Origin of the sequence: Novosphingobium aerophilum (assembly GCF_014230305.1) — a bacterium.
Lineage (GTDB): Bacteria > Pseudomonadota > Alphaproteobacteria > Sphingomonadales > Sphingomonadaceae > Novosphingobium > Novosphingobium aerophilum.
This window is the reverse complement of sequence record NZ_JACLAU010000027.1, coordinates 1-15,377: the sequence shown is the minus strand read 5'-3', so window position 1 is coordinate 15,377 and position 15,377 is coordinate 1. Positions and strand designations below refer to the sequence as shown.

Genomic DNA, 15,377 nt, shown 5'->3' with positions numbered 1-15,377 from the left:
CAGAGGCCCCCCTGTCGAGCCTGACGGTCGAGCCTTGGCGGCCGGCGGACCCTAGCGACGATTGCGGTGCGGACAAGAGCGTTTGCGCCAAGGCAGGATGACAAGCGGTTAATGTGGGGCGCGTGCCGCGTCCGACCGCGTTCCTTGCCCGCACCCTCTCGACAAGCACGCCGCAGAACGGGTAGCTCTTGCCGCGATGCTGTCGTTGCCCAACATGCTCACCCTGTCGCGGATCGTCACGGTCCCGCTGCTGGTCGCGCTGCTGTGGTGGCCGGGCTGGCAGGCAGGCTATCTCGCCGCCTTCGCGGTCTATGCGCTGATGGGCATCACCGATTACTTCGATGGCTATCTCGCCCGCGCCCAGGGCACCGTGTCCAAGCTCGGGATATTCCTCGATCCGATCGCTGACAAGATCATGGTCGCGGCGGTGTTGCTGGTGCTGGCGGCCCAAGGCGTACTCACCGGGCCTTACGTGGGCGATCTCCACGTGATCGCCGGCCTGGTGATCCTGCTGCGCGAGATCGCGGTATCCGGCCTGCGCGAGTTTCTGGGCGGCATCCAGGTGTCCGTCCCGGTCTCCAAGCTCGCCAAGTGGAAGACCACGTTCCAGATCATCTGCCTGGGCGCGCTGATCCTGGGCAAGGGCACGCCGTGGTGGACCGTCACCCTGGCCGGGCAGACCGTCAACCTGCCGCACACGGTCGGGCTGACGACGCTGTGGGCGGCCGCCGTGCTCACCGTGATCACCGGCTGGGACTACCTGCGGGTCGGCCTGAAGCACATGGACTGAGGTCGGACATCGTGCGGCAGGCCGCAGGGCCGCTCCGTTTGCCCTGCCTGGCCCCGCCTCCGCGCCAGCGCAAATGCCCCTAGTCTTCCAGGATCGCAATCGCTCGCGCCGGGCATTGGCTTTCGGCCCGGAGCATCAGATCCTGATCCTCCGGGGCGATGTCATCCAGCACGGCCACGGCATAGCCATCGTCGTGCAGTTCGAACACGTGCGGGGCGATGCCGGTGCAGATGCCGAATCCGGCGCAGATTTCCGGGTTGACCCGAACCTTCATGTCAACCGGCCTCCCGCGCGTCGAATTCCAGTGCGATATGAGTCAGGCCGCGCAGGATGAAGGTGGGCAGGTAGGTGTAGCGGCGCGCATCGGCCGGGCCGTGGACCTTTTCCGAGATGCGGATGTCGCTGGTGCGGTCGAACATGCGGTTGAGGGCGACCACGGTCTCGGCCCGCGCCAGCGGCGCGCCGGGACAGGCGTGACGGCCAGCGCCGAAGCCGACGTGCAGGCGGGCATTCTTGCGTTCAAGCTGGAACTCGCCGGGGTTGTCGAACTTGCGGGCATCGCGGTTGGCCGCGCTGTTGGCGATGAACAGGAAGCTGCCGGCCGGGATCTCGGTCCCGCTCACGCTGGTGGGGCGCTTGGCCAGGCGGAAATCCCCCTTCACCGGGCCTTCCGTGCGCATGCATTCCTCGACGAAGTTGGGAATCAGGCTGCGGTCCTCCCGCAGGCGGCGCTGCATCTCCGGATGATCGCTGATATACTGGAAGGCATAGCTGAGCAGGCGGACCGTGGTTTCCTGTCCGGCGGCGAAGACGTTAGCGGCAATCCGCGCGACATCCATCGGATCGGGCACCGAACCGTCCGGAAAGGTGGCCTTGGCCAGCCCGGTCAGGACATCGTCCCGGGGGTTGGCACGGCGATCGATGATATAGGCGGAGAACTTGTCATAAAGGAATTCCAGCGGCCCGTGCGTGACCTCGCCATCGGTGCCGCCGACCACGGCCCCGCCGCTCTCGCGCTCCACGCGGATCAGGTGCTTGCGGAACTCAACCCGGTCTTCCGCCGGCACACCGAGGAGATCGGACACGACCAGCACCGCGAAGGGCTGGGCGAAGTCGTTCATGAATTCGCATTCGCCTCGGCCCAGGAAGGTGTCGATCTGCTCGTCGGCCAGCCGCCACATGAACTCCTCGTTCTCCTTGAGACGGCGAGGGGTGATCAGCATCATCAGCAGCGAGCGATGGGCCGTGTGGACGGGCGGGTCCATGGTGGGAAGCTGATCATAGAACGGCGTCTTGTCGCGCCACTGCTCGATCAGATCGGAGATGTCCTCGTTGCGGTGCTGGTCCAGCGGGATCGGGCAGCCAGCGAAGGGCCCCGTGGTCGACATGCAGGAGGAGAACCGTTCCGGATCGTTGTAGATCTCCATCGCCTCGTCATAGCCGGTGACCATGAAGATGCCGTGATGCGGCTCGCGGTAGACCGGTGACATGGCCCGCAGGTAGTCGAAATAGGGGTAGGGATTGGTGATCCAGCGGTCGCTGAGGAAGAAGTCGTGCGCCTCGAAATCCTGGGACTCGTCGTTCATGGTCACTCCTTGTCCGGCGCTCGCAGCCGGCGCGCTGGCGGCGCCTCAGCCGGACTCCTGCCCGACAATAGGTCAACCCGGTCGGTTTTGGCATAGCCCGGCCCAAGACATCGCCCGAGCGGCGTGGCGGCCCGGGCTGCGGCGTCCGGGGCGCTGGTCTTGTCGATAAGAGGGCGGGAGCAGGGGCGGTCAATGGCGCCTGCGGTCCGGCCAGGCCCGGGGCCCTGCCGCGCCGGGCGGTCTCCTTCTCACGGCTCGGCCGGGGCAAACTCCAGAGCCTGGATTTCCAGGGCAACGTTCGGCGAACGCTGGACCCGGCCGGTGATCCGGCCATGCTCGCAGGTCCACGCAAACCGCCCCTCCATCCGCGACACCGGCACGATCGGCTCGTCGGCCGGGCAGGTGCCGACTTCGGCCCGCAGGCTTTCGATCTGCGCTCGCCAGCGCTCCGCATCGCGATCAAGCAGCATGTTGTTCGCCAGCGGCGCCGCGGTAATGCTGGCGGTGCGCCAGACCATGGCCGCCGCCGCATAGGCCTGGACCAGGCCGGGATCGGGCTGGGGTGGCGGGGACTTGAGCGCGCCCGCCCTGTGCAGTGCCAGCAGCGCCCGCGTCGCCGGCAGCCCGGGCCCGGCGTAGGTCCGGCTGGCAAAGGCGAAGATGCCCAGGCCTTTCTCCGGCAGCAGCAGCGCAATCGAGCCATAGCCCGGATAGCCGCCCGAGTGGGACAGGAGCATGCCCAGGTCGCAATCGTCGATCGCGCTCCAGCCCATGCCGTACGCAATGGCGCGGCGGCATGGTGCCCCGCCTGCCGCGGCCGCGCGCAGGGTGCCCGTCGCGAAGTTGCTGCCCGTGCCGATCTCGCGCACCGTAGCCCGGCGGACCGGGCCTTGGTCGGGATCATCGCGCGGCGGCCAGGCGGACAGCAGGAAGGCGATCCAGCGGGCATAGTCGTTGGCGCTGGTCTCCACCCCGCCCATCGCGCCGAACGCGCCGTCCTTCATGTCCGGTTCGCGCACCCACTGGTGATCCTGCCAGCGATAGCCGATTGCGCGGCGGGCGGGTGGTGAGGCGAACACGTCATAGGTCGTGGCGAGCATGCCCAGCGGCTGCATGAGCTCCGCCCGGATGTAGTCCTGATAGGGCCTGCCCGAGACGTTCGTGATGATCCGTCCGAGCAGGGCATAGCCCAGGTTGGAATACTCCATGGCCATGCCGGGCGGGCGGGCAAAAGCGACCCCGGTGGTCAGCAGGCGCGAGAACTCCCCTTCGGTCATCACCTGCTGGCGGTCGCCCCAGGGGTTGTCCTCGACGAACCCGGCCGTATGGGTCAGCAGATGCCGGATCGTGATCCGCGGGCTGTCGGCCGTCGGATAACGCCAGGTCTTGAGCTGGGGCACATAGCGTTCGGCCGGGGCATCGAGCGACAGCCTGCCCTCGTCCCGCAGCTTGAGAATGGCCAGCGCGGTAAAGGCCTTGGACATCGAGGCGATACGGAACAGGCTGTCGGCCGATACCGGCGTGTTGGTGTCGGTGTCCTGCACCCCCAGGGCCTTGACATGGACCAGCTTGCCATCGGCGACCACGCCGTAGACCAGCCCCGGGACATGGGCCGACAGGCGCCAGTCGGCGAAGATCCGGTCAACCTCGGCCAGGCTGGCGGGATCGGGTGCTTCCGCATGCGCAGCGGGGGCCAGCATCAGGGCCATCAATCCCACCAGCGCGGTCCGCACATTCATGGCAATCCCCAGCCCCCAAACCGTTGCTGGGGGGGAGGCTATGGCTGGGTATCGATCGTGTCAACGCAGCCCGCGGGGCCACTCCATCACCCCGCCCGCAGTTCCTCGGCGAGCATGCGGAATTCCTCGCCGCGCGGGCTGTTGCGGCGCCAGACCAGGGCGATCTCGCGGTTGGCGGTGGGGGTGTCGAGCGGGCGGGCGACAACGTCGGTGCCGTTGAGGATGCCCGCGTCGATCGCCATTTCGGGCAGCATGGTCAGGCCCAGGCCATTGTCGACCATCTGCACCAGCGTGTGGAGGCTGGTGCCGATCATCGTCGCCGAGGCGCGCAGCTCGGGGCGGTTGCAGGCGGCGAGCGCATGTTCGCGCAGGCAGTGGCCATCCTCCAGCAGCAGCAGGCGGTTCTCGTCGATCAGGGCGGCCGGGATCTCGGCCGGCAGGTCGCGGGGATCGTCCTTGGGAAAGGCGACGAACAGCGCATCCAGCTCGATCGTCTCCTTCTCCACGTCGCCGGTGGGGAAGGGGAGCGCCAGCAGAACGCAGTCGGCGCGGCCGTGCTGCAGCGATTCCATCGCCGCGGCGCTGGTTTCCTCGCGCAGGTAGAGCTTCAGGCTGGGCCGCTCGCGGCGCAGCCGAGGCAGCATGCGCGGCAGCAGGAACGGCGCGATGGTCGGGATCACGCTCATCCGCACCTCGCCGGCCAGCGGCTGCCCGCTCGACTGGACCAGGTCCGACAGCTCCTCGGCCTCGCGCAGGATCCGGTGAGCCTTCGCGACAACGGCATTGCCCAGCGGGGTGAACCTCACCGCGCGCTTGGTCCGTTCGACCAGGACCACGCCGAGCAGGTTTTCCAGATCGCGCAGACCTGCCGAAAGGGTGGACTGCGACACGAAGCAGGCCTCGGCGGCGCGGCCAAAGTGGCCGTGTTCGTGCAGCGCGACCAGATATTGCAGTTGCTTGAGGGTGGGCTGGAAGACGGTCATGTCAACCGATCCTCCCCGTGCCGGGAAGGATCACTCGACGTCCTCCCCCTCGACCGGCTCCCCCTCGACCGGCTCCCCCTCGACCGGCTCCCCCTCGACCGGCTCCCCCTCGACCGGCTCGTCCTCGACCGACACCGGGTTCTGCTGCCCCATTTCCTCGTGGATCTCGTCGATGTGGGTCATCTTCAGCTTGCCGCCCAGCACGGCGAAGGCCAGCTTGCCTTCGACCAGCTCCAGCGCGTCGCGGCCGAACACGTCGAAGCGCCAGCCTTCCAGCAGCGACAGTTTCTTGCGGACGCCGGCCGCCAGCAGCTCCAGATCGTCGCTGCGGGCGAGCAGCCGCGCGGCAACGTCAATCTCGCGCGCGCGGATCTTGAGCAGCAGCTTGAGCAGGTCGGCCACCAGCGCGCCCTCCTTGCCCAGCGGCGCTCCGCGTGGGGTGCGCGGCGGCAGCTCGTCCTCGGTGAGCGGGGCCGAGGCGGCGAGGGCGGCCATCAGGCGCTTGCCGATCTCGTTCTCCTTCCAGCCGGGGGACAGGCCGCGCACCTTGGCCAGATCGGCCTGCTGGCGCGGCGGGTGGCTGGCGATGTCGGCCAGGGTCTCGTCCCGGGCGATGCGGCCGCGCGGGATGTTCTTGTCCTGCGCTTCATGCTCGCGCCAGGCGGCCAGCGCCTTGAGCCGCCCGAGCATGGCCGGATTGCGCCCGCTGGCACGGATCCGTTCCCAGGCGGTGTCGGGATCGTTCCGGTAATTCTCGGGATCGGCGAGCTTTTCCATCTCGGCATCGAGCCACTGGCCGCGGCCGGTCTTGATCAGCCGCTTGAGGATCTTGGGAAAGATCTTGGACAGGTGGGTGACGTCGCCGATGGCGTAATCGATCTGGCGGGCGTCGAGCGGCCGGCGCGACCAGTCGGTGAAGCGGGCGCCCTTGTCGACGCTGATGCCCAGCCAGCTTTCGACCAGGTTGGAATAGCCGATCTGTTCGGACTGGCTGACCGCCATCATCGCGATCTGGGTGTCGAAGATCGGATGCGGGGTCTTGCCGGTCAGGTTGTAGATGATTTCCACGTCCTGCCCGCCGGCATGGAAGACCTTCAGCACGTCCTCGTTGTCGACCAGCAGGTCGAGCAGGGGGGACAGGTCGATGTCCGGGGCCATGGGATCGATCGCGGCCGCTTCCTGGGTGTCCGCGATCTGGATCAGGCAGAGTTCCGGCCAGTAGGTGTTCTCGCGCATGAACTCGGTATCGACGCAGATGAAGTCCGCCTTGGACAGGCGTTCGCACAGGTCGGCGAGGGCAGCGGTGGTGGTGATGAGAGGATGTATCTTCATGGGTCTTTTCTGTATGGACCCGTGCGGGTCCGCGGCTTGACAAACGCCCGGCCATCGCCTGTTAGCCGCGCATCACCGCCCCTGCCTGATCGCGGGCCGAATGGAAAGAGTTTCCGATGCATCCCTATCGCTCCCACACCTGCGGCGCGCTGACCAAGGCCCACGAGGGCGAGACCGTCCGCCTGTCCGGCTGGGTTCACCGCAAGCGTGACCATGGCGGCGTGCTGTTCGTCGACCTGCGCGACCATTACGGCATCACCCAGGTGGTGGCCGACGTGGACAGCGCCGCGCTGCCGCTGCTGGAAGGGCTGCGGGTGGAAAGCGTCGTGACCATCGACGGCGTGGTCAAGGCGCGCAGCGCCGGCACGGTCAACCCCAACCTGGCCACCGGCGAGATCGAGGTCTTCGCCCGTGAGGCCACCGTGCTGAGCCGGGCCGAGGAACTGCCGATGCCCGTGGCGGGCGAGCAGGAATACCCCGAGGACATTCGCCTGCGCTATCGCTTCCTGGACCTGCGCCGCGACACGCTGCACGCCAACATCGTCAAGCGGACCAAGGTCATTTCGGACATGCGCCGGCGCATGGAAGGCGCCGGGTTCACCGAATACTCGACCCCGATCCTCACCGCCTCCTCGCCCGAGGGCGCGCGCGACTTCCTGGTGCCGAGCCGCATCCACGCGGGCAAGTTCTATGCCCTGCCGCAGGCCCCGCAGCAGTACAAGCAACTGCTGATGGTGGCGGGCTTCGACCGCTATTTCCAGATCGCCCCCTGCTTCCGCGACGAGGATCCCCGCGCCGACCGCCTGCCGGGCGAGTTCTACCAGCTCGATCTGGAAATGAGCTTCGTCACCCAGGAAGAGGTGTGGGAGACGATGGAGCCGGTGATCGGCGGCGTGTTCGAGGCCTTTGCCGAAGGCAAGGCCGTCACCCCGATCGGCAGCTTCCCGCGCATCCCCTATGCCGAGGCGATGCTCAAGTACGGTTCGGACAAGCCCGACCTGCGCAACCCGCTGATCATCCGTGACGTGACCAGCGAGTTCGTCGGATCGGGCTTCGGCCTGTTCGACAAGATCGTCAGCTCGGGCGGAACCGTGCGTCTGATCCCGGCGCCGAACACGGCGGGCCTCAGCCGCAAGTTCTTCGACGACATGAACGACTGGGCCCGCTCCGAAGGGCATGCCGGCCTGGGCTATGTCACCCGCAAGGGCGGCGAGTTCGGCGGGCCGATCGCCAAGAACCACGGTCCCGAGAAGATGGCCGCGCTGTTCGACGCGCTGGGCCTGGGCCCCGACGACGGCTGCTTCTTCGCCGCTGGCAAGGAAGAGCAGGCGGCCAAGCTTGCCGGTCTGGCGCGCATCCGCGTCGGCGAGCAGCTCGACCTGATCGACAAGGACCGGTTCGAGCTGTGCTGGATCGTCGACTTCCCGTTCTACGAATGGGACGAGGACAGCAAGAAGGTGGAGTTCAGCCACAACCCGTTCTCGATGCCGCAGGGCGGGATCGAGGCGCTGACCAGCCAGGACCCGCTGACGATCAAGGCCTTCCAGTACGATCTGGTCTGCAACGGCTACGAGATCGCCTCGGGATCGATCCGCAACCAGTCGCCCGAGACCATGGTCAAGGCCTTCGAGCTGGTCGGCCTGAGCAAGGCCGATGTCGAGGAGCGCTTCGGCGGGCTCTACCGCGCCTTCCAGTACGGCGCTCCGCCGCACGGGGGCATGGCGGCGGGCGTGGATCGCATCGTCATGCTGCTGTGCGGTGCGCAGAACCTGCGCGAGATCACGCTGTTCCCGATGAACCAGCGCGCCGAGGACCTGCTGATGGGTGCCCCGAGCCCGGCCGAGCCGAAGCAGCTTCGCGAGCTCCACCTGCGCGTGGTGGAGCCGCCGAAGGGATGACGGGCACCGTCTGTCCGGCCGGCGGGGCGAAGAGCCTCCCGTCCGGCCCGGCGGACGCTGCGTAACGGGCCTGTCCCGGCCTTTTGCCCGGCACGCGCGCAACCACTTGCCAGCGCCGCCACGGCACATTAGGGCACCTTCGAGTTTTTCATCTCCCGTTCACGAGAGGACATTCCATGAGCGACACCGCCGACCGGGTTAAGAAGATTGTGGTCGAGCACCTCGGCGTCGAGGCTGACAAGGTTACCGAGGACGCGAGCTTCATCGACGACCTGGGCGCTGACAGCCTGGACATCGTCGAGCTCGTGATGGCTTTCGAGGAAGAGTTCGGGGTCGAGATCCCGGACGATGCCGCCGAGAAGATCAGCACCGTCTCGGACGCGATCAAGTACATCAACGAAAACAAGGGCTGATCGCCCTTTTCGACAGGCCCTTCGCCCTGAGCTTGCTTGAGGGCACTCCCCGCTCCCATGGCCGGGGCGGGGCAGGGACCCGCATCAGGCTCAGCCCTTTCCCGGGTTGGGCCTGTTGTATTTTCCGCCGCAGCGCGTAGGGGCCGCGCAGACATAGTTTCGGAGCAGTCTATGCGTCGTGTCGTCGTCACCGGTCTTGGTCTGGTCACCCCGCTGGGGGCCGATGTCGAGACCGTCTGGGCCAATCTGATCGCCGGCAAGTCCGGTGCGGGTCCGATCACCCGCTTCGACGCCAGCAACCAGAAGTGCCAGATCGCCTGCGAGGTGAAGCCGGCCGACCATGAGTACGGCTTCGATCCGAACAAGCGCGTCGATCACAAGATCCAGCGCCAGGTCGATCCGTTCATCGTCTATGGCATCGACGCGGCGGGCCAGGCGCTCGAGGACGCGGGTCTGACCGAGATGGACGATGACCTGAAGATGCGCACCGGCTGCTCGATCGGTTCGGGCATCGGCGGTCTGCCGGGGATCGAGAGCGAATCGATCGTCCTGCACGAGAAGGGCCCCGGCCGCGTCTCGCCGCACTTCGTCCATGGCCGCCTGATCAACCTGATCTCGGGCCAGGTCTCGATCAAATACGGCCTGATGGGCCCGAACCACGCGGTGGTCACCGCCTGCTCGACCGGCGCCCATTCGATCGGTGACGCGGCGCGGATGATCAAGGATGGCGATGCCGACATCATGCTGGCGGGCGGCGCGGAAAGCACCATCAACCCGCTGGGCGTGGCCGGCTTCGCCCAGGCCCGCGCGCTGAACTGCAGCTTCAACGACCGTCCGACCGAGGCCAGCCGCCCCTATGACAAGGACCGCGACGGCTTCGTCATGGGCGAGGGCGCCGGGGTGGTCGTGCTGGAAGAGTACGAACACGCCAAGGCGCGCGGCGCCAAGATCTACGCCGAGGTGGTCGGCTATGGCCTGTCGGGCGATGCCTATCACGTCACCGCCCCGCACCCGGAAGGCAAGGGCGCCGAACTGGCCATGCGGATGGCGCTGCGCAAGGCCGGGCTGGCCCCGGGCGACATCGATTACGTCAATGCCCACGGCACCTCGACCATGGCCGACACGATCGAGCTGGCTGCGGTGAAGCGCGTGTTGGGCGACGATCTGTCGGGCGCCTCGATGAGCAGCACCAAGTCGGCCATCGGCCACCTGCTGGGCGGAGCCGGCGCGGTCGAGGCGATCTTCTGCATCCTGGCGATCCGCGACCAGATCGTCCCGCCCACGCTCAACCTCCACACCCCGGACGAGGGCACCGAGGGCGTCGATCTGGTGCCGCTGGTGGCGAAGAAGCGCGAAGTGCGCGCCGTGCTGAACAACTCGTTCGGCTTCGGCGGGACCAATGCCAGCCTGGTGATGAAGAAGGTCTGAGCCGATGCGCGGCCGCGGCAAGCTGATCGCGCTGCTCGCGGCCGCGGCGGCCCTGCTGTGGCTGCTTGGCGGGTGGTACCTGCCCGGGCCGCTCGACAAGGACACCGAATTCGTCGTCGCCCAGGGCGACAGCTTCGGACAGGTCTCGGCCAAGCTTCAGGATGTCGGCGCGACCGATCGGTCCGGCCTGTTCAAGCTGCGCGCCAAGCTGCTGGGCGGCAGTGCACCGATCAAGGCCGGCACCTTCATGCTGCCCAAGGGCGCCAGCCAGGCGACGATCCTGGACATCCTGCAAGGCGGCAAGGTGATCCGCCGCTTCGTGACCGTGCCCGAAGGCATGCCCTCGATCATGGTGAAGGAGCGGCTCGCCGCGCAGGCCAATCTCGCTGGCGAGATCGCCGTGCCCGACGAAGGCTCGGTCCTGCCCGACACTTATGAGATCGGCGTGGGCGAGAGTCGAAAGGCGGTGGTCGCGCGGATGCAGGCGGCGATGGATCGCACCCTCAAGGACCTCTGGGCCAACCGCTCATCCCGCACGGTGGCCCGCACCCCGCGCGAGGCGGTGATCCTGGCCTCCATCGTCGAGAAGGAAACCGGCAAGCCCGAAGAGCGGCGGCTGGTGGCCGGGCTCTATTCCAACCGGTTGCGCAAGGGCATGATGCTCCAGGCCGATCCGACGATCATCTATCCGATCACCCGCGGCAAGCCGCTGGGGCGGCGCATCCGCCAGAGCGAGATCGCCGCGGTGAACGGCTACAACACCTATGCCATGGTCGGCCTGCCAAGCGGGCCGATCACCAACCCGGGGCGTGCCTCGATCGAGGCGGTGCTCAACCCGGCGGACACCGATGCGCTCTACATGGTTGCGGACGGCACCGGCGGCCACGCCTTTGCCGCGACGCTGGAAGAGCACAACCGCAACGTCGCCAAATGGTTCGCGATCCGCCGGGCTCGCGGCGAGCTGTGAGCGAACCGCCTGCGGGGCCCGACCGGGCGCCGTTGATCGTCACCGCCACCCTGCCGACTGACCTGTTCGCCTGGGCCGATGGCCTGCGCCGCGCGCACTATCCGGCCGAGCGGAACGTCCTGCCGGCCCACGTCACCCTGTTCCATGCCTTGCCCCCGTCGGTCGGCCCGGAGCTGACGCGGCTGCTGGCCCGGCTGTGCGGCGATCACGGGCCTGTCCCGGCGGAGGTGTGCGGGCTGCACGATCTGGGGCGGGGGACCGCGATCGCCCTGGTCAGCCCTGGCCTGCTATCCCTGCGCGAGCGGATCGCCGAACACTGCCACGGTCTCCTGACCGCGCAGGACCAGGGCGTTCCCCGGTTGCACGTGACGATCCAGAACAAGGTCACCCCCGCCGCCGCCCGCGCCCTGCAGGAGCAGGTGCGCGGCGCGGTGCCGCACCGTCGCTTCGCCTTTGCCGGCCTGGCCCTCCACCGCTATCGCGGCGGCCCCTGGGAGGGCGTCGGACACTGGTCGTTCCGAGGCAAAAGAGGTGGTTGACCAAGCCCGCAGTGCGCCCTAAGAGCGCCGCCTGCCCGGGACACCCGGGAGCCCGATGGGGCGGAGTAGCTCAGCCGGTTAGAGCAGCGGAATCATAATCCGCGTGTCGGGGGTTCGAGTCCCTCCTCCGCTACCAAAGGCCTGTCCGGAAGCTTCCAGACGCTTCCGCATTTTTCCGAAAAACAGCGGAAAAGTAGAGGGTTGCGGGCGATTCGCGTCCGCATTCGCCCTTGTCCTTCCACATGCAGCCAGATTTGGTGCGGGGGTAGCCGAGGAGCGCGCCAGGAAGGCCTATGCCGCAGTCGATCGTGTCATTGTGTCACGCGTGCCCGCCGCCAAAGGATCGGACTGGAACGATGAGATCAGGGCACGGCAGACCCAGCCCGCGTGACCAAGCGGCCAACTTGCGAGCAACATCAGCTGCCAGGTGGACGCCCGATTGCTCATCATTGCCAAATGGCATTTGTGAGGTTATTTGCTGCCAAATGGAGAATTGCCATGCTGGCTCTACAACCCGTTGATACCGCCGTTCCGGCGTTTCGACCTGATCCCATCACCCAGAACGAGGCAGCCGCCATGTTCAGGGCGGTGCTCGGTCTGTTTGGCCGGTGGGAGCTGAACGATGAGCAGGCGGCAACGCTCCTCGACATGCCAGTCCGCTCCTATCGCCGATGGAAAGCCGAAGGGCCTGGCCGCATCTCGCGCGACGGGTGCGCCCGCCTCTCCAACCTCATGGGCATCCACAAGGCGCTGCGGCTGATCTTTTCCGAGGCTCCGCGCGGTTATGCCTGGATCAAGGCAGCGAACGAGGCGTTCGGCGGCGCAAGCGCGCTTGAGGTGATGCTCGGCGGTGAGCTCACCGATATCATGCGGGTGCGCCGTTACCTCGATGCCGAGCGCGGAGGCTGGTGAGCTCCGCCCCGATCCTGCCGGTCAGTCGCGTTGAGTGGAGAGGGGCGGTGCGGATCATCCGCAGCGCCTATCCGCCCATTGACCTGTACGAAGACATTGCGGACCCGGCCGATTGGCCGCTCCTCATTTCCGCCGAACAGAAAACCAACCCACGGCTCATGGCAACGATCGGCAATCTCGACCTCGTCCCTGCCGAGCGCAGGGTCGGCGGCGCCGGCGCTTCGTTCCTGATGGCGCCCTTTACCCATGTCAGTGCCGACCGACCGAGCCGCTTCACCGATGGCAGCTATGGCGTGCTCTATGTCGGCATCAGCTTCGAGACCGCCCTGTTCGAGACGATCCACCATCATGCCCGCTTCATGCTGCGGACGCGAGAAGCCCCCGGCTGGACCTCGCAATTCCGCGAGATCGTCCTCTCGGTCTCGGCGGACCTCCATGATCTCAGGGGGCAAGCGGATGCTGCCGCGGCGCTTGAGCCCGACAATTACTCGGCGGCGCAAGCGCTCGCGGGCACCCTCAGGGCCGCTGGCTCGAATGGCATCGTCTATCCCAGCGTGCGCCATGCCGGCGGCGAGTGCGCTGCGCTGTTCTATCCGGATGGCGCCGCTAGCCCGGTGCAAGGCCGGCATCTCGACTATCACTGGGACGGGCAGAGGGTGGATCTCGTGCGTGATGCCGGATCCGGCGCGGTGTTTCGCGTGGTCGACCTGCCGGCCGCAGAGTCCTGAGCGGCCTTTATCTAAACGGGCCCAGCGGCCTCATGACCGCGCCCGCCAAGCAGGTCCTCGAGCATCCGGTACCCTGTGTCGCTGATCTCGATGAACGTTCGTCGTCCGTCCGTTTCATCGGCGCGCCGATTTGCCAGGCCATTGCTCACGAGGAGCTCGATCCAGCGCAGTCCCGTCGTTGCAGGCACGCAGCCGGCGATGCACAGGCTCGTTATCGAGATGGACCTGCCGCGCCCTCGTGCGATGAAAAGGTCGAGCAGCATATCCCAGGCGGGGTCGGTAAAGAGCTGCCCGATGCCCTGATGCTCGAGCAGCAGATCCCGTCGTCGCCGAAAGCGGTAGATCGCCTCGGCAATCCCAATGGCATCCATCTCGCAGTCCAATGGAGGGCTGGACAGCTGCGCCGCGAACAGCTGATCCACGCGCCGCAGAAGCCCGCGCGCCTCTTTCCTCCAGTCGCTTTTGCCACCTGCTTTGTCGGGAGGATCAGGTGGGTGGCCGCCAGTCACGTAATGGGTATCGAGGTGCGGTCACCAAGCCAATCTGGGCGCAAGCGCCCTTACAACTAGCCCGTGTTGCCCAGGCCGTCCCTAGCCCAATCGGCACAAATCCAATCCGATGGGGTACCCGGGCAAGAATGGCTTTCGTCTTCGGCCCGGCAGCGGCGGGGCGATAGGCCAGAGAGGGGAGTGGGCTTTGTCCTGGGTGAGCCGGATGGGCGTCGAAGGTCGATGCACCGGGCTCGCAATCAGGAGTGTGTCCCATGATCAAGTCGATCCCGCTCAACAAGCTTGTGCAGTCGCCCCGCAATGTCCGCCGTCATGGCGATCCTGCCGCCGATGCGCAGCTCAAGGCGAGCGTTGCCGCCCACGGCCTGCTGCAGAACCTCATCGTGCGGCCTACGACCAAAGGCAAGTTCGAGGTCGAGGCGGGCGAGCGTCGCCGCCGGGCCATGCTGGCCCTCGCGGATGACAAGGTGCTGCCGCGCGACCACGAGGTCATGTGCCTTGTCCTCGAGGATGCGGCGGAAGAAACGGCCGGAACGAGCCTGGCCGAGAACTTCCATCGCCTCGCGATGAATCCCGCTGACGAGGCCCAGGCATTCGCTGGGCTGGTCGAGACGGGCGCGTCCGCAGAGGAGGTCGCGCGTCGCTTCGGCCTCACCGTCCGGTTCGTGGAGGGCCGCCTGCGGCTCGCGAACCTGGCCCCCGTCGTGTTCGAGGCTCTCGCCGCCGGCGAGATCACCCTCGACCTCGCCAAGGCTTTTGGCGCGACCTCCGATCAGGAGATCCAGGCGCGGGTCTTCGAGCAGATCAATGCCGCCTACTACGCGCCGAATGCCGACAGCGTCCGGCGCATGGTGCTCTCGGGCACGGTGCGCGGCAGTGATCCGAGGGCCCGTCTGGTCGGCCGCGACGCATACATAGCGGCCGGGGGCAGGATCGAGCGCGAACTGTTCGATGATGAGCATAGCGAGGCCTGGTCCGATGTGGCGCTGCTCGAGACCCTCGCCATGGCCAGGATGGAAGAGCACGCGCAGTCCCTGGCCGCCGAGCAGGGACTGGCCTGGGTCAAGCCCACGCTCGATCCCTATACCAGCCACGAGTTCATCGAAGGTCTGGTGCGTCTGCCGGCGCAGCCGGCGCCCCTCACCGAGGCTGACCCAGCCCGTCGCCACCATCGTGTGCAGCTCCTGATGCGAAGCATCGAACATCAGGAGGAACGACCATGCCCGCTACGCTGAACATTGCTCCCATGGGTCTCAAGGCAGATCAGGCCGCCTTCGTGGCAGCCCTGGACCAGGCCCATGCCCGGTCCTTTCACAGCTACTACACGCAGTACATCCTGGCCGACGACGAGGGCGGGTACATCGCCGTCGACGAAGGGGATTACGGCGCGCTGCCGCAGGCCATGCTGGACCGGGTGATCGACACGTGTTGATGCCGGACGTATTCTCCCCAAAAGCGCCGAACGAAAATTCCCCAGTTTGAGGTGAGCGCCCATTCGCTCCGGGGCTAGCCCCGGAGCGAATGGGCAACGCCCCGCACGGATCACTCCTATG

General features: G+C 67.1%; 15 protein-coding genes, 1 tRNA gene and 1 pseudogene. 11 read left to right on the top strand and 6 right to left on the bottom strand.

Going from position 1 to position 15,377, the window contains the following annotated elements; translation table 11 throughout:
- Positions 1-196 precede the first annotated feature (196 nt).
- Entirely contained in the window at positions 197-790 is a 594-nt protein-coding gene (pgsA, locus tag H7F49_RS14055) for a CDP-diacylglycerol--glycerol-3-phosphate 3-phosphatidyltransferase (protein WP_185684209.1), read from the top strand.
- Between the two features lie 79 nt (positions 791-869).
- On the opposite strand, the gene H7F49_RS14050 is transcribed toward pgsA, so the two are convergent.
- From H7F49_RS14050 to rnd, 5 genes are all read right to left on the bottom strand, one after another.
- The gene (locus tag H7F49_RS14050; RefSeq protein WP_185684208.1) at positions 870-1,064 is read right to left on the bottom strand and encodes a ferredoxin; all 195 of its coding nucleotides are present in this window, start codon (positions 1,062-1,064) and stop codon (positions 870-872) included.
- Between the two features lies 1 nt (position 1,065).
- Positions 1,066-2,376 (bottom strand): cytochrome P450, encoded by a 1,311-nt coding sequence (locus H7F49_RS14045; RefSeq protein ID WP_185684207.1) that lies wholly within the window; start codon positions 2,374-2,376, stop codon positions 1,066-1,068.
- A 248-nt stretch (positions 2,377-2,624) separates the two neighbouring features.
- On the bottom strand, positions 2,625-4,085 hold the full coding sequence (locus H7F49_RS14040) for a serine hydrolase domain-containing protein (protein WP_235982177.1): 1,461 nt from the start codon (positions 4,083-4,085) through the stop codon (positions 2,625-2,627).
- Between the two features lie 116 nt (positions 4,086-4,201).
- Positions 4,202-5,098 carry a hydrogen peroxide-inducible genes activator gene (locus tag H7F49_RS14035; RefSeq protein ID WP_185684205.1) on the bottom strand — a complete coding sequence of 299 codons (897 nt, stop codon included), beginning with the start codon at positions 5,096-5,098 and terminating at the stop codon, positions 4,202-4,204.
- A gap of 30 nt (positions 5,099-5,128) precedes the next feature.
- A complete protein-coding gene (gene rnd / locus H7F49_RS14030; protein WP_185684204.1) occupies positions 5,129-6,430 on the bottom strand; it encodes a ribonuclease D in 1,302 nt (433 codons plus the stop codon).
- 116 nt (positions 6,431-6,546) lie between these two features.
- On the opposite strand from rnd, the gene aspS reads away from it, so the two are divergent.
- The 8 genes from aspS to H7F49_RS13990 all read left to right on the top strand — a co-directional run bounded on the left by aspS (position 6,547) and on the right by H7F49_RS13990 (position 13,315).
- Positions 6,547-8,328, top strand: coding sequence for an aspartate--tRNA ligase (gene aspS / locus H7F49_RS14025; RefSeq protein WP_185684203.1), 1,782 nt, complete (start codon positions 6,547-6,549; stop codon positions 8,326-8,328).
- Between the two features lie 176 nt (positions 8,329-8,504).
- Positions 8,505-8,741 carry an acyl carrier protein gene (locus H7F49_RS14020; protein WP_185678069.1) on the top strand — a complete coding sequence of 79 codons (237 nt, stop codon included), beginning with the start codon at positions 8,505-8,507 and terminating at the stop codon, positions 8,739-8,741.
- Positions 8,742-8,912: 171 nt separating this feature from the next.
- Entirely contained in the window at positions 8,913-10,169 is a 1,257-nt protein-coding gene (fabF, locus tag H7F49_RS14015) for a beta-ketoacyl-ACP synthase II (RefSeq protein WP_185684202.1), read from the top strand.
- Between the two features lie 4 nt (positions 10,170-10,173).
- Positions 10,174-11,136, top strand: a complete 963-nt coding sequence (gene mltG / locus H7F49_RS14010) for an endolytic transglycosylase MltG (RefSeq protein ID WP_185684201.1) — start codon at positions 10,174-10,176, stop codon at positions 11,134-11,136.
- Complete coding sequence (locus H7F49_RS14005) at positions 11,133-11,675, top strand: 2'-5' RNA ligase family protein (protein WP_328806764.1); 543 nt, start codon at positions 11,133-11,135, stop codon at positions 11,673-11,675. The genes mltG and H7F49_RS14005 overlap by 4 nt, the downstream gene beginning before the upstream one ends.
- A gap of 59 nt (positions 11,676-11,734) precedes the next feature.
- Positions 11,735-11,811: transfer RNA gene (locus tag H7F49_RS14000), tRNA-Met, on the top strand.
- 362 nt (positions 11,812-12,173) lie between these two features.
- Positions 12,174-12,587, top strand: a complete 414-nt coding sequence (locus H7F49_RS13995) for an MbcA/ParS/Xre antitoxin family protein (protein WP_185684199.1) — start codon at positions 12,174-12,176, stop codon at positions 12,585-12,587.
- Between the two features lie 47 nt (positions 12,588-12,634).
- The gene (locus H7F49_RS13990; RefSeq protein WP_407940314.1) at positions 12,635-13,315 is read left to right on the top strand and encodes an RES family NAD+ phosphorylase; all 681 of its coding nucleotides are present in this window, start codon (positions 12,635-12,637) and stop codon (positions 13,313-13,315) included.
- A gap of 11 nt (positions 13,316-13,326) precedes the next feature.
- Here H7F49_RS13990 and H7F49_RS13985 read toward each other — a convergent pair whose 3' ends face one another.
- A complete protein-coding gene (locus H7F49_RS13985; RefSeq protein WP_235982175.1) occupies positions 13,327-13,737 on the bottom strand; it encodes a helix-turn-helix domain-containing protein in 411 nt (136 codons plus the stop codon).
- Positions 13,738-14,078: 341 nt separating this feature from the next.
- Here H7F49_RS13985 and H7F49_RS13980 point away from each other — a divergent pair.
- Positions 14,079-14,987: pseudogene (locus H7F49_RS13980) on the top strand (ParB/RepB/Spo0J family partition protein); the annotation flags it as partial.
- A gap of 56 nt (positions 14,988-15,043) precedes the next feature.
- The gene (locus tag H7F49_RS13975; protein ID WP_185684197.1) at positions 15,044-15,256 is read left to right on the top strand and encodes a hypothetical protein; all 213 of its coding nucleotides are present in this window, start codon (positions 15,044-15,046) and stop codon (positions 15,254-15,256) included.
- Positions 15,257-15,377: the final 121 nt, after the last annotated feature.

Excerpts from the sequence above, each read along its gene's own strand:
- pgsA (WP_185684209.1), top strand. The coding sequence starts at position 197 with ATGCTGTCGTTGCCCAACATGCTCACCCTGTCGCGGATCGTCACGGTC.
- H7F49_RS14050 (WP_185684208.1), bottom strand. The coding sequence starts at position 1,064 with ATGAAGGTTCGGGTCAACCCGGAAATCTGCGCCGGATTCGGCATCTGC.
- H7F49_RS14045 (WP_185684207.1), bottom strand. The coding sequence starts at position 2,376 with ATGAACGACGAGTCCCAGGATTTCGAGGCGCACGACTTCTTCCTCAGC.
- H7F49_RS14040 (WP_235982177.1), bottom strand. The coding sequence starts at position 4,085 with ATGGCCCTGATGCTGGCCCCCGCTGCGCATGCGGAAGCACCCGATCCC.
- H7F49_RS14035 (WP_185684205.1), bottom strand. The coding sequence starts at position 5,098 with ATGACCGTCTTCCAGCCCACCCTCAAGCAACTGCAATATCTGGTCGCG.
- rnd (WP_185684204.1), bottom strand. The coding sequence starts at position 6,430 with ATGAAGATACATCCTCTCATCACCACCACCGCTGCCCTCGCCGACCTG.
- aspS (WP_185684203.1), top strand. The coding sequence starts at position 6,547 with ATGCATCCCTATCGCTCCCACACCTGCGGCGCGCTGACCAAGGCCCAC.
- H7F49_RS14020 (WP_185678069.1), top strand. The coding sequence starts at position 8,505 with ATGAGCGACACCGCCGACCGGGTTAAGAAGATTGTGGTCGAGCACCTC.
- fabF (WP_185684202.1), top strand. The coding sequence starts at position 8,913 with ATGCGTCGTGTCGTCGTCACCGGTCTTGGTCTGGTCACCCCGCTGGGG.
- mltG (WP_185684201.1), top strand. The coding sequence starts at position 10,174 with ATGCGCGGCCGCGGCAAGCTGATCGCGCTGCTCGCGGCCGCGGCGGCC.
- H7F49_RS13995 (WP_185684199.1), top strand. The coding sequence starts at position 12,174 with ATGCTGGCTCTACAACCCGTTGATACCGCCGTTCCGGCGTTTCGACCT.
- H7F49_RS13975 (WP_185684197.1), top strand. The coding sequence starts at position 15,044 with ATGCCCGCTACGCTGAACATTGCTCCCATGGGTCTCAAGGCAGATCAG.